The organism is Alteribacillus bidgolensis (assembly GCF_002886255.1).
GTDB classification, from domain to species: Bacteria; Bacillota; Bacilli; order Bacillales; family Marinococcaceae; genus Alteribacillus; species Alteribacillus bidgolensis.
The window spans coordinates 1,669,971-1,684,399 of the sequence record NZ_KZ614149.1; the positions used below are offsets into that span (position 1 = coordinate 1,669,971).

The following is a 14,429-nucleotide window of genomic DNA, read 5'->3' on the forward strand; positions in this document are numbered from 1 at the left end:
TGCTAAAACCGCACACGTCCTGTGTGCAACGAGAAGCCGCCACTTCCTGTGGAAGTAAGATCCCGCAGTGAGCGGTCTTTGCTCACGAGGAAGCTGAAGCGTTGCCCACGGCAAAGAAGACACTACGAGAACGATCAAAGAGAGTTTGAGTAGAATCGCACTTGTGCCCTGAGGGTGAAAACGAAGTGTATTTCAGCTGAAAAAAACCTTTTTTATGGCAAATGCTTAGAAAAACTCGGCTTGCTATGGCGGAAGTCGTAGTTTTGCTTATACTTTGGTCCTTTAACAAAGTTAAACATTCCTAAAGTATAAAAAATGCTCAACATGGAGGGTGAAAGATGAAATATGGTATAGCATTTTTTCCTTCAAAACAATTACAGGACATGGCAAACAATTATCGAAAACGCTATGATTCCCATTATTTATGGATACCGCCGCATATCACGTTGAAACCTCCTTATGAACTAAAGGAAGATCAACTCGAGCAGGAAATGCAAAGAATACACACCATTTCATCGAAAACACCTCCTTTTCCGCTAACAATATATAAAGCAGATACGTTTTATCCGAAGGAAAATAAAATATTTCTTAAAATAAAGTCAAATGATATCCTCCTTTCGTTATACGAGGCTTTAAATGAACAACAAAACAGCAAAGAAAACGAAGAATTTACTCCTCATTTAACTATTGGCCAAGATTTAACGAACGATGAACATTTTGATGTGGTCGATCAACTGAAAATGAAAGATATCCATCATGAAGAAATAATAGACCAGATACAGTTTTTGTATCAGTTAGACGATAAGTATTGGACCGTTTATGAAACATTTCATTTAGGAAAGGAAGAATAACTGTGAATGTGACAGTGAAAGAAATCTCTCCTGAACAGCAGCTCGAATTAAACGACGCATTTAAAGTGAGATTTGAAGTGTTTGTGCAAGAACAAAATGTATCAGAAGAAGAAGAAGTAGATGAATATGAAGAAACAGCGTTACACTTTGTCGCTTATGAAGACAGCCGCCCTGTTGGAGCAGGACGGCTCCGTTTTGCAGATGGTTATGGTAAGGTCGAACGCATATGTGTGCTTGCATCGCACCGTCACACAGGAGCGGGACGTCTGATCATGGAAGCAGTCGAACAAAAAGCTAAAACAGAAGGGTTTCATTCTATGAAATTAAATGCTCAGATTAGTGCTTCAGGTTTTTATAAAAAGCTTGGCTATCACGTCACATCTGGAGAATTTATGGATGCTGGTATTCCTCACCTTGAAATGAAAAAAACACTCTCAGCCGAATCTTAATCTGTCTAACTTTATGTCTGTATTGGCTGAATAATAAACTGATAATCTTTCATCCTAAATTCAGCCTTTCCTTGTTCTTTCAAGGCTTTCAAATAAGCTAATACGGCTGTTCGAAATAAAACCCAGGCCCCGATATTTGGGACTGGTATATTTTTTTTGCGTAGAAAATGGCTCGTCAGCGATTCTACCGGCATGTCGTTTTGCTCGTGTAACTCCTGTTCAAGTTCATTTAATAAAAATGTATGCCAGTCTATATTTTGTTTGACAGTATCCTTATAATTCGTTTCATACATTCCGTGCCCTGGTACTGCGCCCTCAGCTTCCAAAGAAAGCAAAAACTGAAGGGAGGCTTGCGCTTTCTCTATATCAACCATAAATGGTATCGTATGCTTTTCTAAATATGCTTTTGCAAAATAGCTGTCCGCCGCAAAAAGTATGCCTTCTATATAAAAAGCTATTTGATCATAGCTGTGGCCAGGTAAAGCGTACAGCGTCCCTTTTATACCTGCAAGGACAGAGGGGCCTTCTTTTACATAGTGATCTACCTTAACAGGCGGGCCTTCTAAAAATTTATTTCTTAATTCAGACAGCGGCTCAGCACCTTGAAATAAGTAAATTGGTTCGAGCCTTGGGTTCTCTAAAACCGCTCCCTCAAACTGAGTCGCATGTACTGTAACATTCCCGTTTTCTTTTAACCAGGAAGCCCCTCCAAAGTGATCAGCATGGGCATGCGTAATGAGCAGGTCTGTAACAGGGAGGTCGGCTTCCTTTAAAAGCTTCCAGACTTTTTTTCCGGTTCCTTTATCAATCCCGGAATCAATAAGAAGTCCTTTGCCGCCATTTTGGATATATCCCATATTCACTGCGTGATCAATGTAAAAAATATTTTCTTTTATACGTACAAGCTCCATATTAAACTCCTTTATATGCACTTTTTTGAAACCGCCACGTTAAAATGGCGGACACCTTAGTATAAACACATTATAAAAGAAAATATTTCCAAATGAAAATAAGAGCCCTCCTAGGAAAGCTCCTTTGATTGTGTAACGGGTTCTATTCGTTCTATCAAGGGTTGTTGAAGATTTTTGACAGGTAATGTGTTCGCCTTAATATTGATTCTGGTTTGGTTATGCATTGGCGTCAAACCGCCGGCCTTTCCCATATAATTTTTGTTCGATCTCTCTTCGTTTGTTCATACGCTTCATTTCTTCTTCAAACTGATAGGCACTGTTAGTATCCTGAGAACTCACTCTCTGCCACGTGGCTGGTTGAATTGGCTGAATTTTTCGAATAGATGGTTCATTCTCCACCAAACGACTTCCATAATTGACTGCTTGCTCGTTTTTAGTCGGCGCTACATAACCCATTCTTTACACCTCTTTTATATAAAGGCTTAAATGCTCATTTACCTAAAGGATAACCAGCCAAACGATGTTTCCTTTATTCTATGTATACCCATTCCTCTTCGTTTTAATCTCCTTTAAGACATTCGCCCAATTCTTCATCTTTAGCGGATTATTTAACACCTTTTTAGTCATTCGTATATATGATAGTAAAGAAAAGAAGCTAAAGGAGTGAAAGACATGGGTTGTAGAAAACACGACAGCGATGCTGGAAGCTGCGTTTGCGATGCCGTTGTAGCCATCAAAGAAGCTCAGGATGCAGTAGATGATAGATCTGATTGCAGAAACAGCTGTTTTAACAATTTATTAAGTCCTACAGGCAACAACAACGGTTTGGATACTGTTCCGTTTGTTCTTCAAAACAAAAAAGGTAATTACTTCTTCGCTACAGGTGCCCTTGGAAGAGATGACTGCTTCCAAACTGTTTTCTTCCGTGTAGAAAAGGTAGATGAAAAGAACTGCTGTGCCACACTATCTTTGCTGCGTCCGGATAACGACTTAGAATTTACAGACTGCTGTGTCGACCCTGAATCACTGTGTGATATTGATGAGCTTGAACGCACAAGATTCTGTATTGAAGTAGATCTTGATTGCTTCTGCGCTATTCAATGCCTTGATCCAAACTTAGTAGGCGACATCGATAAACACAAATGCAAATAATCACAAATATATAAAAGGTGAGGGAATGGCCCCCCTGTTCCCTCTGCCTTTTCTTTTTCATTTAATGCCTGGTTTATCGTGAAGCCTGGATTGTCTTTTCATTTTATAAACTCACAATGTACATATCTGTAATGTCTTTGTCTTGAATAGTAATTCTAGAAAAGTTCCTTCTATCCTGCATCACCACTTCCCCATCTTCCGCATATAAAAGTTTTCCTTGTATATGTTTTTCTTTCGTTTCACATGCAACAACAGGCTGAATAAAATGAGGGAGTTTTGCTATATAATCAAGCATCTCTTGCACACTTTTATTTGTTTTTTGATTGGATTCTTCACGTTGCTCATGCTCGATTTCTTCTATCTCATTTTTTACTTCTTCTTGATGTTCTTCGTTTGTTTCCATAGGATCTTGTTGTCCCTTTTTTTGTTTTGCTTTTTGTTTCATTTTTTTTTCTTTTTTATCTGATTTTTGCTCGGTTTTACTGCCTATTTTTTTGCGAACCGATAATGTCTGTGAATTCCCACCGATATTTGAAAAAGCAGGTTGTTCAATGTAATACAACGGCTCGGCCTGTTTTTCCTTTTTTTTCTCCATCAATTCTCCTACCTCCCCGCAAGCACTGTTTAGCTCCTGCTTCATTATATGCTTGTGTTTAATGATCATTCTTATGGATTTCATAAGCAACCTTTAATTCGTTGATGCATAAACATATGGATAAGCTGTTGCTCAAAAGTATATGAAGGATAATAGGAGGGTTAAAATGCTTTGGTTTCTTTTTGGGGGAAATATTTTACTAATTATTTCGCTTTATATGTATTTGGCTGAGCGCAAAGAAAAATGGCGCCCCTCCTCGTTTATTATGAATGCAATTATGACCCCAGTAACATTATTTGCTCTTTGCACAGGCTTTTTGTTTACTTATATACATCCTGGCTTTCTGATTGAAACAAGTATCGCAGCAGGTGTGCTTGGCTTAAGCTGCGGCCTTTTGTTTGGTAGTTTATTTAACTTTGATTCCGCGATGACGGGAGCTTGCAATGGTTTAATGGCAGGTATAATGACACCAATGCTTGGAGAAATGGCCGGCCGCTCTCCTATATTTCTTGTTTTTACCCAGCTGCTGTTTTACTTGTTATTATATTATTTTCGTTTTGGTGCTCGTCTGCCTTAATGCAAAAAGGTTCTGGCCGTTTTCTACCAGGCCAGAACTTTTTCCACCATTAAAAATGGCTTGTTATTAGCAAACGTACGCAGAGCCTACAATAATGAGCAAAATAAACAGTACAACGATGAGAGTGAAACTGTTGTAATAACCGTGGGACATTTGCCTTTCCTCCCTTTCAAGGAAGATTGAGAAATCCTTCTCACCATAGATATATGCGTATTACCTAGAATGGTGCGTTAGATTTTTTAAGTCGTATACCTACCCCTTCGATTAGCTTTCTAGATATATGCACAGATTTATTATTCCTCCATATGCTGTTACAGGGTATAATCCTTTTTATAAATACTCAGGATGGTGGTAATCGTGCATTTTTATCATGGTGAAAGCTTTCCGGAGCCAAATCGCCAGCAGCAGCCTTCTGTTCAATATATTCCTCCAGTTGTGATAGAAGGATATGTTAATCAATGGATACAAACATTTATTCCTGGATACGGAAATGTTATTGCTTATGTGCTTGACTATAATCGTCGCACGGGCATGGTAGCGATGTTTATTTATCAGCCGCCATTTTATCGGCGAAGATATATACAAGTCTATCATGGAGATTTAGTAGGGATTAGTCCTTATTTCGGTCCGACTCCTCCTCGTCCAGGCGGTGGCCGACCTCCTCGCCCGCCGTATGGTGGCCCAGGCGGCGGACCAGGGCAAGGCGGCGGTTTTTGGCCATGGCTGATCGGCCAGTTTTTCTAGGAAAAGCAAACGTATCCTATTAGAAAAACTTGGCTAATCGCATAGTCCAAATGGTGGACGATTAATTTCCTTTATTTTTCCAATACTATCTGAATGTGCTGATTTACTCGTCGTTTCTTGCCAATTACTAGCCACTATCGTCTTTTTACTCGCCGGCGATCACGATTTACTCGCCAATCCCGCAAGATGACGTACAGCAAAAACCCAGATACAGGAAAAACCTCGTATCTGGGTTTACTAATTATTGAATCTCTACTACGTTTTTATCGTCTTTAGTGACTGTTTGATTTTTCTTCACGTTCACGGATTGCTCTTCGGTTAAATTAGTAAACACTACCGGAGTTATCGTAGATTTAGCTTTTTCTTCAACCAGCGAAAGATCTGCTTTCACTAAAAGTTGTCCTTTTTGTACGCTGGCTCCTTCTTCTACAAATACTTCAAAGCCTTCTCCTTGCATATTAACGGTATCAATACCAATATGAAGCAGAATTTCCAGGCCATCGCCAGTTTTAATTCCTACTGCGTGTTTGGTTGGAAATACATTATTAATGACCCCGTTTACCGGCGAAACAAATTCACCGTCTGAAGGTTTGATGGCAAAACCATCCCCCATCATTTTGCCAGCGAAAACGTCGTCTGGTACTTCTTCAATGGAAAGAATCTCACCGTTTGCCGGACTCCCAATAGATACAGGGCCGCTCGTTTCTGGTTTAACAGCAGGCTCTGCTTCTTTTTTCGGGTCAAATTCTGGTTCTTTATTTAATGGCTCAGAAGGTACTCCTCCTTCGATAATTTCTTGCATTTGAGATTTTAAGCTATCCGATTTCGGTCCAAAAATAGCCTGTACATTATTACCGATTTCCATCACTCCGGAAGCACCAAGCTGTTTTAAGCGGTCTTTGTTTACTTCGCTTTTATCATTAACGGTAATACGAAGTCTTGTAATACAAGCATCCAGATTTTTCAAATTATCTTTTCCTCCGAAAGCTTCTAAAACGTTATACGGCAAGTCGCTGCTTCCGCCCTCAGACGTTGTTTGCTTCTGTTCTTCAGCTGTATCTTCGCGTCCAGGTGTCATTAAGTTAAATTTCGTAATAGCAAAGCGGAAGCCGAAATAGTAGATAACTGAGAAACAAAGACCTACAGGGATGACGAGCCACCATGCTGTAGCGTTTGGAATAATACCAAACAAGAAGTAGTCAATGACACCGCCAGAGAAAGTCATTCCAATTTTAACATTGAGCAGATGCATTACCATAAACGACAACCCGGCAAAGATCGTATGAACCGCAAACAAAAGCGGTGCAACAAACAAAAAGCTGAATTCAAGCGGTTCAGTGATACCAGTCAGAAACGATGTTAGGGCGGCTGATCCCATAATACCAGCCACATATTTTTTGTTTTCTGGTTTAGCGCAATGATAAATAGCAAGTGCTGCGACAGGCAGACCAAACATCATAAAAGGAAATTTTCCTGTCATAAAGGTCCCTGCTGTAAATTCCTCGACGCCGTCCCGGTATTGAGCAAAGAAAATTTGCTGGTCGCCAGTGATCGTCTGTCCTGCAGCATTGACATAAGAGCCAAATTCATACCAAAACGGATTATAAAATACATGATGCAAGCCGAATGGAATAAGTGCTCTTTCAATAACACCAAATACAAAGGCAGATATTGTCGTGTTTGCTTCGGTTACTAGATATGACATTCCGTTCAATAATTCTTGAACAGGAGGCCAAACGACAGTAAGAATGGCACCAATAATTAATCCGCCAAACGCTGTTGCAATCGGGACAAAACGTTTGCCTGCAAAAAACCCTAAATATTGCGGCAGCTCAATGTTATAATAACGGTTAAACATAAACGCACCGAGAGCCCCGGCTATAATACCTCCAAAAACCCCGGTTTGTAAGGTGGGCACTCCCAGCATTTCCGCATACGCCGGGCTCTCCCCTACCATGTCAGCATCCACACCAACTACAACGCCCATCGTTACATTTATAATAAAATAGCCAATGAGCGCTGCCAGACCTGCAACCCCGTCACCATTAGCAAGACCTAAAGCTACACCAATCGCAAAGATAACAGGCAGATTATCAAACACTACACCGCCAGCCTCAGACATAAGGTTTGAAATCAATTGTGCTGGAGCCGAATCTAAAAACGGCAGAATGTTGATCATGTTGTCTTCTTGCATCGCTGTTCCGATCGCTAGCAGTAAACCTGCTGCCGGAAGCAGGGCTACAGGAAGCATTAGAGCTCTCCCGATGCGCTGAAGCACACCAAACGCATTTTTAAACATTTTTCATTTCCTCCTTTAATTCTTAATGCAGCACTCGTCGTTTCATAACTCTCCAATCGCTAATTAATACTATTTCCAAATAATACAGAAAATAATTAGGAAAACTTGGCTTGCCGCCCTATTGAAAGAAACCCTTAAATACGACAAACAAAAAAGGCATGAGAGAAATGGGTTCGCTGAAAGAAAGACATAAAGTGTATGTATATACACTAATCCTGTCTATCAGTGAACCAATCTATTTCTCTCATGCCTGCATAACCAGTAACACGGAATAGTAATTGGATAAGTTCATTTATAAGTTTGTCTTGAAAGCCTTTGCAAGTGGAGTGTTAAATATACCGCTTCACTTTCTGGAACCGGCTTTCGAAGTGCTTGCTGCATCATTTTAATTAATTTCCATGACAAATTATAGCACAACGGATATTCCTTTTTCAACACATTTTTTAAAGATTCCGGTTCATCAGTATAATCATCATTTTGAATTCTTTCTAAAGCCTGATACAGATGGCGCAGCAGACGCTGATGGTCTAATTCTTTTGGATTTATCGAAATATCAAACGTCTCTTCAATAAGCTTTACCAAATCTGCCACTAGCTTTGAATGTTTATTTACTTCTTTTAAAGAGCGCCTCGTCAAGGCACTATGAATATGGAGAGCGACAAAGCCGACCTCTCCTTCTGGCATCGGAGTACCCGTACATTCTTCTACGTGTAAAAGCAGCTCACGTGCCGCTTGAAATTCCTCCGGATAGGCAATCTCCGTTTCAGCTAGAAACGGATTTCTCACCTCAAGATCTTGTTTCTGGCGGTGAACAGCATAATATAAATGATCAGTCAATGCAACGTGAATGTGTTCATGAAGCGTTACGTTAAACCGGTTCTCTACCATAGCCATGCACTCATTCATGCAGCCGATAAACGCTTCATCTATTTCTATTAGCAGCTGCTTATATTGTTCTTGCTCACTTTGGTCTTTTAATACAAAAAATTTCTCTGCCCCGCTGTCGTCTACGGTATCACCGGGTTTTTTACCAAATCCCAATCCCTTGCCGGTAAGGACGACTTCTTCATAGTCTGGATGTTCAGCAATGATGACGTTGTTATTTAAAACTTTTTTGACATTCATACCCCAACCCCATCTTCTTATTAGCTTCAGTCTATAATCATACCGAACCTTTCGTCCTATCGTCAATAAGAAAAGCGCAAGCGCCCTTGTTTTAAATGACGTCGGCTAAGTTCCTCACGTCCTGTGACAACGTCGAACTGGCTTGCTTTGGATGGGCTGACTTGCGTTGTGAACTCGTCGCCAAAAACGCCACGTCTGTGACAACATTGAAAGGGCTTGCACAGGAGGTGATGAAAGACATTTGATAAAAGCGAGAGTAGAATTGCGGTACAATCTAGAAAATATGATCCCCATTGGAGAAGAAATGCAACATCTTCAAAAGAGGAGTAGACTTACGATCCAGAAAGAAGGTTTTTGATCTTAGCGAGAGCAGAAATGCGTTCCGATACAGGATATATGATCTCCATGAAGAGGAAATGCACCACCTTCAAGAGAGGAGCCAAAATACGATCCAGAAAGAAAGTTTTTGATCTTAGCGAGAACAGAAATGCGTTCCGATCCAGAAAATATGATCTCCATGAAGAGGAAATGCACCATCCTCAAGAGAGGGGCCAAAATACGATCCAGAAAGAAAGTTTTTGATCTTAGCGAGAACAGAAATGCGTTCCGATCCAGAACAATATGATCTCCATGAAGAGGAAATGCACCATCTTCAATAGAGAAGCCGAAATACGATCCAGAAAGAAAGTTTTTGTTCAAAGCGCTACCTTTTACGTTGACTTACAAAAGACGTGTTGACTTCTGCGTTGCGAATTCGTCGCCAAAAACGCCACATCCTATGGCATTGGCGACATTAGTACTTCCTCTACGCCGACGTTCGTGATCTTAACAGAAGATCCTTTATTTCGCGGTTCTAGCAAAAGTTCCTTCAACCATCTCGAGCACCGAGAGGCTGGGCGCTGAAGCTAGACATCAAAGCGCAACATTTTATACTTTCTTATCTTATAAGAAAAGCCATGCATCCTTAAATGAATCGCACGGCTTTGTTTTAGAGCTTAATTAAACATTCCAATTTTGTTGTATCCGCCATCGACATGGATAAGTTCACCTGTAATCCCTCGAGATAAATCACTCATTAAAAAGAGAGCAGTATCTCCTACCTCCTCTTGAGATGTAGGCCGGCGGAGCGGAGCTTTTTCTTCCATTTCTTTTAGCACATCATTAAATCCGCCAATCCCTTTTGCTGCAAGTGTTCGTATCGGGCCTGCTGAAATGGCATTCACCCTTATATTCTCTTTCCCAAGGTCATTGGCAAGATAGCGGACACTTGCATCGAGTGAAGCTTTTGCGACTCCCATAACATTGTAGTTTTTCACTACTTTTTCTCCGCCAAGATATGTCATTGTTACAATTGAACCGCCTTCACTCATAAGATCAAGCTCCCGAACAGCTTTTGCCACTCCTGTAAGAGAATACGCACTAATGTTATGAGCAAGTAAGAATCCTTCGCGGGTAGTATTCAAATAGTCGCCATCCAACTCATCCTTATTGGCGAATGCAATACAGTGAGCGAGTCCATGGATAACGCCAACCTCATCTTTAATTTGCTGAAATGCTTTTTTAATTTCATCATCATCAGAGATGTCACACGGCAAGATAACTGAATCATCTCTATCCAGTGTATCTGCAAGTTGTCTAACGTTTTTTTCCAGACGCTCGCCTGCATATGTAAACACTAATCTTGCTCCTGCTTTTGCGAGGCTTTGTGCAATTCCCCATGCAATACTCCTTTTATTGGCAACACCCATAACGACGTAAGTACGTCCTTCTAATGACAGGTTCATAACGATCGCTCCTTTATTATAGATTTTGTTAACTTCAACAGTTGCTCTTATCACCTGGTAACAATCACATTATATCATTCTTTTCTGCTGTATCCCAACCTGGAAACGAAACATCATGTTTAAATCTTCCATGTAGAGAGAAAGTAGGAAGACAGGACTACTCAATTTATATTAGGATGTTTTTATAACTTTTGTAATTATTCATGCTATAATACAATAAGTCAAATATTGGAAGGAGTACAGGTATGACCGCCTACGATTTTATAGGAGATATACACGGCTGTTTTGATGAATTAATTACTTTGTTAAAAAAGACCGGTTATCAAAACAAAGATTCTATTTATACACACCCTGCCGGTCGTCTGCCTGTTTTTATAGGGGATTTAACCGACAGAGGTCCAAATTCCGTCGCTGTGATTCAATTAATTACTGACATGGTATATCAGGGATCAGCTTACTACGTTCCTGGTAACCATTGCGATAAGCTGTACCGTTATTTTCTCGGAAGAAACGTCATGATTAAACATGGTTTGGAAACAACAACAGCTGAGCTTGAAGCACTTCCCAAGAGAGAGTACAAATTTATTCGAAAAGCTTTTATGGATTTATATGAAAATGCTCCGCTTTACCAACGGCTTGATGATGATCAAGTCGTAGCTGCTCATGCCGGTATTCGTGAAGATATGATTGGAAAAGAAAATAAATCTGTGAAAACGTTTGTATTATATGGAGATATCACTGGGGAAAAAAATTCAGACGGTACTCCTGTGAGACGAGACTGGTCTGCTGCTTACAAAGGGGAACGGCTGATTGTTTACGGGCATACGCCGGTTAAAGAACCTCGAATAGTGGGTAAAACAATTAATATTGATACTGGATGCGTATTTGGCGGGAAGTTAACTGCATTGCATTATCCAGAAATGACATTTAGTCATACACCTTCTACTATGCCGTTTGTGCCAGAAAAATTTCGAACATTTGAAGATATACCTAATCAAAAAGCGGGGGAATAATATGAGGCGCACTGCACCTATTCTATACATCATTATAGGCTGTACCTTATTTTTGATGGGATGCCAAGGAGAACCCTCCATTCATCTTGATAAAGAAGAAAGTTATATTTTGACGGATAACGATCGCAGTACGCTGACTGTTTACGCCATGCTTAAAAATGAAGGGGATCGATCATCCAATGAACTATATGCAGATTTTACCATTAAAGATGAGCAGCTTGCCGATCAATTGGGATCTGAAAAAATTCTTTTCAATACAAATGAGCAAGGGATACCTGAACGGTTCTCCATAGAAGCAGGAGGAGGCTATTTCATCAGCGAAAGCTTTTCAGTTGAAGAAGAATTAGAGAAAACAACGATAGAAGATACCTTTTTCATCAATGTGTATGATGAAGAGGAAGAAAAAATACTTGAAGAAACCATTGAAAATATAAGAGAAAACAAATAACGAGGAAGGCGCTTCATATTATTAAAGAGCCCTTCCTCGTTATTGTTTTTCCATAATCAACTGCTCTATATCGTCTGGAAGCTTGGCATAGACAGTATGCCAGCTTTCAAAAACAGGGTGACAAAAATGAAGCATTTCTGCATGTAAAGCATGTCTATTTATATGGAAGCTGGTTTCTCCGTACAAGCTATCTCCTATTAAAGGGTGCCCTGCATATGCTGCGTGGACTCGGATTTGATGGGTTCTGCCGGTGTATAAAGTAAATGATGTGACATCGCTGCCATGTATGTTTTTAATTACTTGATACCCCGTTTTGGCTCGTTTTCCTGCTGGATGTACCTGGTGTTCAATTATGCTATTGGGACTTCTTGCAATAGGTGCATCTATTATCCCTTCCGGCTGCTTCCATCTGCCCTTCACCACTCCGATGTACTGTTTATCCCCTTTTCCCGCTTGAAAAAAGGACGCTAAGCGTTGATGAGCATACGCATGCTTTGCTACAGCGACGACGCCGCTCGTTTGTCTGTCTAATCTTGATACAGCATGAAAGGAGGAAGAAATGTTCTGCTGCCGGTAATAATTCAAAACGGCTCCGGCAAGGGTGACTTTTTCTTGCTCTCTTCCCGGTAATGTAGAAATTCCCGGCGGTTTATTTACAATTAAAAGATGAGCATCTTCAAAAAGAATGTCTAACGGCTCAGAACATAGCGTTATAGCTGAAGGAAAAGGCGCAGCTGGAAGGAATACTTTCAGAGTTTCTCCTCCTTGCAGCATATGACGCACTGTAACATGGCGGCCGTCGCATAAAATGCTGCCATGCATTTTTGCTGCTTTTAATGTGGTCAGTGACATGCCTTTTTGATCCCTTAAAAATTCTTTGACAGATATGGTGTTTTTTACCAGTGGAACATTCCATTCAAGCATATGCCTCTCTTGCATCTTATTACTCACCGACAAAAGATTCTTTGACTCTTTTCCAGAAAGTAAAAGGTCTAAATCTCGCAAATCTGATTTTTTCTTCCGCTACCCTGCACTGTATCGATTTTACGGATTGATCAACCATCGATTTATGGTCAATCGTTATTTGCATTTCCACGTCATTCAGCGGTTTAAGAAGACATGTATGGTGTTGAGGCATGATAAGCGGTGAACCAACTGTACGGTAGACGCGGTTGTTAATAGAAGCCATTTCAGAAAGCTGCATGGAAGCGAGCGAAGGATGGAGAATAGCTCCTCCTAACGCTTTATTATACGCTGTACTGCCAGAAGGGGTGGAAATACACAGACCATCCCCGCGAAACGTTTCAAATTTTTCCCCTTTAATGTCAATATTGCACACTAAAGACCCTTCCATCGTTTTTACTGTGCATTCATTCAGTGCCAAGTAACGATCGGCATGCGGGCCGTTATGATGACGGACAACAACTTCTAGGAGAGGATATTCGACTACTTGAAAAGGCGTTTTTGCAATGTGAATCACTAGTTTTTCCACCTCTTCTGGTTTCCAGTCCGCATAAAAACCTAAATGGCCGGTATGAATACCGACAAAACAAGTTTCTTCTAGGAATTCATGATAATGATGAAATGCTTGTAAGAGGGTGCCATCTCCGCCTACAGTTATGACAATATCGGGTTTCTCGTCATTGTGTCTCAAACCAAATTCTTGTAAATAATCGATGATTTTTTTTTGTAATGCGTTCGATGTATCGTCTCCCCTTGAGGTAACAGCGAAATGCAAGAGAAACGCCTCCTTTCCTTTCTGTCATTATTTTGAGTGATTTTCTTCGCGATTTTTAATAAGAATTTGCTGCGCTTCTCGCACTTCCCCTTTTATCTTGGACATCTCCTCATCAAGTTTGAAAGCTGCTTCTGCTGCGCTTTGCAGTCGTTCTTTAATATCGGAAGGGATTTCACCGCTGTATTTATAATTTAAAGAGTGTTCTATGGTTGCCCAAAAATTCATCGCCATCGTACGTACTTGCACTTCGACAAGCACTTCTTTTTTTCCATCGATGGTATGTACTGGATATTCAATCACCATATGATACGAACGATAGCCGCTTTCTTTTTTCTTTTTTATATAATCTCTTTCCTCCATGACATTAAAATCGGTTCGTGAACGTATGAGATCAACAATCGTATCTATATCATTCACAAACTGGCAAACAAGTCTTACCCCTGCAATATCCTGCATATCTCTTGAAAGCCGATCCAAAGGAATACTTTTTCGTTGTGCTTTTTCTAATATACTGGTGACAGGTTTTACTCTTCCGGTCACAAATTCAATCGGCGTATGCTTTGAAGACCGTTGATATTGCTCCCGTAATCCCTTTAGTTTTACTTTAAGCTCTTCTACCGCTTGTTTATAAGGTGACAAAAACGTATCCCAATTACTCATTACAAGCCACCACCTGTGATTAGTGTATATAGCAATGCTGTCTTATAGATTTCATTCCTTTATTTGAACAATAAGGGACATAA

Annotated in this window: 17 protein-coding genes; 7 read left to right on the top strand and 10 right to left on the bottom strand. The window is 40.3% G+C overall.

What is annotated here, in order from left to right; translation table 11 throughout:
* Nucleotides 1–338 precede the first annotated feature (338 nt).
* Both CEF16_RS08440 and CEF16_RS08445 read left to right on the top strand, forming a co-directional pair.
* Nucleotides 339–851: a 2'-5' RNA ligase family protein gene (locus CEF16_RS08440; RefSeq protein ID WP_091585000.1), complete on the top strand. Its 513-nt coding sequence runs from the start codon at nucleotides 339–341 to the stop codon at nucleotides 849–851.
* Nucleotides 852–859: 8 nt separating this feature from the next.
* On the top strand, nucleotides 860–1,300 hold the full coding sequence (locus tag CEF16_RS08445; RefSeq protein ID WP_091585326.1) for a GNAT family N-acetyltransferase: 441 nt from the start codon (nucleotides 860–862) through the stop codon (nucleotides 1,298–1,300).
* Nucleotides 1,301–1,311: 11 nt separating this feature from the next.
* Here the strand turns inward: CEF16_RS08445 and CEF16_RS08450 are convergent, their stop codons facing one another.
* A complete protein-coding gene (locus CEF16_RS08450) occupies nucleotides 1,312–2,211 on the bottom strand; it encodes an MBL fold metallo-hydrolase (RefSeq protein WP_091584997.1) in 900 nt (299 codons plus the stop codon).
* Nucleotides 2,212–2,427: 216 nt separating this feature from the next.
* Nucleotides 2,428–2,667 carry a hypothetical protein gene (locus CEF16_RS08455; protein WP_091584995.1) on the bottom strand — a complete coding sequence of 80 codons (240 nt, stop codon included), beginning with the start codon at nucleotides 2,665–2,667 and terminating at the stop codon, nucleotides 2,428–2,430.
* A gap of 216 nt (nucleotides 2,668–2,883) precedes the next feature.
* On the opposite strand from CEF16_RS08455, the gene CEF16_RS08460 reads away from it, so the two are divergent.
* The gene (locus CEF16_RS08460; protein WP_091584993.1) at nucleotides 2,884–3,363 is read left to right on the top strand and encodes a CotY/CotZ family spore coat protein; all 480 of its coding nucleotides are present in this window, start codon (nucleotides 2,884–2,886) and stop codon (nucleotides 3,361–3,363) included.
* Between the two features lie 103 nt (nucleotides 3,364–3,466).
* On the opposite strand, the gene CEF16_RS23680 is transcribed toward CEF16_RS08460, so the two are convergent.
* Entirely contained in the window at nucleotides 3,467–3,958 is a 492-nt protein-coding gene (locus CEF16_RS23680) for a hypothetical protein (protein WP_091584991.1), read from the bottom strand.
* Between the two features lie 166 nt (nucleotides 3,959–4,124).
* Here CEF16_RS23680 and CEF16_RS08470 point away from each other — a divergent pair, with 166 nt between their 5' ends.
* A complete protein-coding gene (locus tag CEF16_RS08470) occupies nucleotides 4,125–4,535 on the top strand; it encodes a hypothetical protein (protein WP_091584989.1) in 411 nt (136 codons plus the stop codon).
* Between the two features lie 66 nt (nucleotides 4,536–4,601).
* Here the strand turns inward: CEF16_RS08470 and CEF16_RS08475 are convergent, their stop codons facing one another.
* Complete coding sequence (locus tag CEF16_RS08475; protein WP_091584987.1) at nucleotides 4,602–4,688, bottom strand: YjcZ family sporulation protein; 87 nt, start codon at nucleotides 4,686–4,688, stop codon at nucleotides 4,602–4,604.
* A gap of 204 nt (nucleotides 4,689–4,892) precedes the next feature.
* Between CEF16_RS08475 and CEF16_RS08480 the strand changes: the two genes are divergently transcribed.
* Nucleotides 4,893–5,279, top strand: coding sequence for a hypothetical protein (locus CEF16_RS08480; RefSeq protein ID WP_091584985.1), 387 nt, complete (start codon nucleotides 4,893–4,895; stop codon nucleotides 5,277–5,279).
* A 241-nt stretch (nucleotides 5,280–5,520) separates the two neighbouring features.
* Here the strand turns inward: CEF16_RS08480 and ptsG are convergent, their stop codons facing one another.
* From ptsG to fabI, 3 genes are all read right to left on the bottom strand, one after another.
* A complete protein-coding gene (gene ptsG / locus CEF16_RS08485; protein WP_091584983.1) occupies nucleotides 5,521–7,578 on the bottom strand; it encodes a glucose-specific PTS transporter subunit IIBC in 2,058 nt (685 codons plus the stop codon).
* Nucleotides 7,579–7,866: 288 nt separating this feature from the next.
* A complete protein-coding gene (glcT, locus tag CEF16_RS08490) occupies nucleotides 7,867–8,703 on the bottom strand; it encodes a glucose PTS transporter transcription antiterminator GlcT (protein WP_091584981.1) in 837 nt (278 codons plus the stop codon).
* 995 nt (nucleotides 8,704–9,698) lie between these two features.
* Nucleotides 9,699–10,487, bottom strand: coding sequence for an enoyl-ACP reductase FabI (gene fabI / locus CEF16_RS08500; RefSeq protein WP_091584978.1), 789 nt, complete (start codon nucleotides 10,485–10,487; stop codon nucleotides 9,699–9,701).
* Nucleotides 10,488–10,732: 245 nt separating this feature from the next.
* On the opposite strand from fabI, the gene prpE reads away from it, so the two are divergent.
* Nucleotides 10,733–11,500: a bis(5'-nucleosyl)-tetraphosphatase PrpE gene (gene prpE, locus CEF16_RS08505; protein ID WP_091584976.1), complete on the top strand. Its 768-nt coding sequence runs from the start codon at nucleotides 10,733–10,735 to the stop codon at nucleotides 11,498–11,500.
* Between the two features lies 1 nt (nucleotide 11,501).
* A complete protein-coding gene (locus CEF16_RS08510) occupies nucleotides 11,502–11,948 on the top strand; it encodes a hypothetical protein (protein ID WP_091584974.1) in 447 nt (148 codons plus the stop codon).
* Nucleotides 11,949–11,987: 39 nt separating this feature from the next.
* Here the strand turns inward: CEF16_RS08510 and CEF16_RS08515 are convergent, their stop codons facing one another.
* From CEF16_RS08515 to yjbM, 3 genes are read right to left on the bottom strand one after another with little or no spacing between them, the layout of a single operon-like run.
* On the bottom strand, nucleotides 11,988–12,872 hold the full coding sequence (locus CEF16_RS08515) for an RluA family pseudouridine synthase (protein WP_211295847.1): 885 nt from the start codon (nucleotides 12,870–12,872) through the stop codon (nucleotides 11,988–11,990).
* A gap of 19 nt (nucleotides 12,873–12,891) precedes the next feature.
* On the bottom strand, nucleotides 12,892–13,686 hold the full coding sequence (locus tag CEF16_RS08520) for an NAD kinase (RefSeq protein ID WP_091584970.1): 795 nt from the start codon (nucleotides 13,684–13,686) through the stop codon (nucleotides 12,892–12,894).
* Between the two features lie 27 nt (nucleotides 13,687–13,713).
* Nucleotides 13,714–14,346: a GTP diphosphokinase gene (yjbM, locus tag CEF16_RS08525; RefSeq protein ID WP_091584968.1), complete on the bottom strand. Its 633-nt coding sequence runs from the start codon at nucleotides 14,344–14,346 to the stop codon at nucleotides 13,714–13,716.
* Between the last annotated feature and the right edge of the window lie 83 nt (nucleotides 14,347–14,429).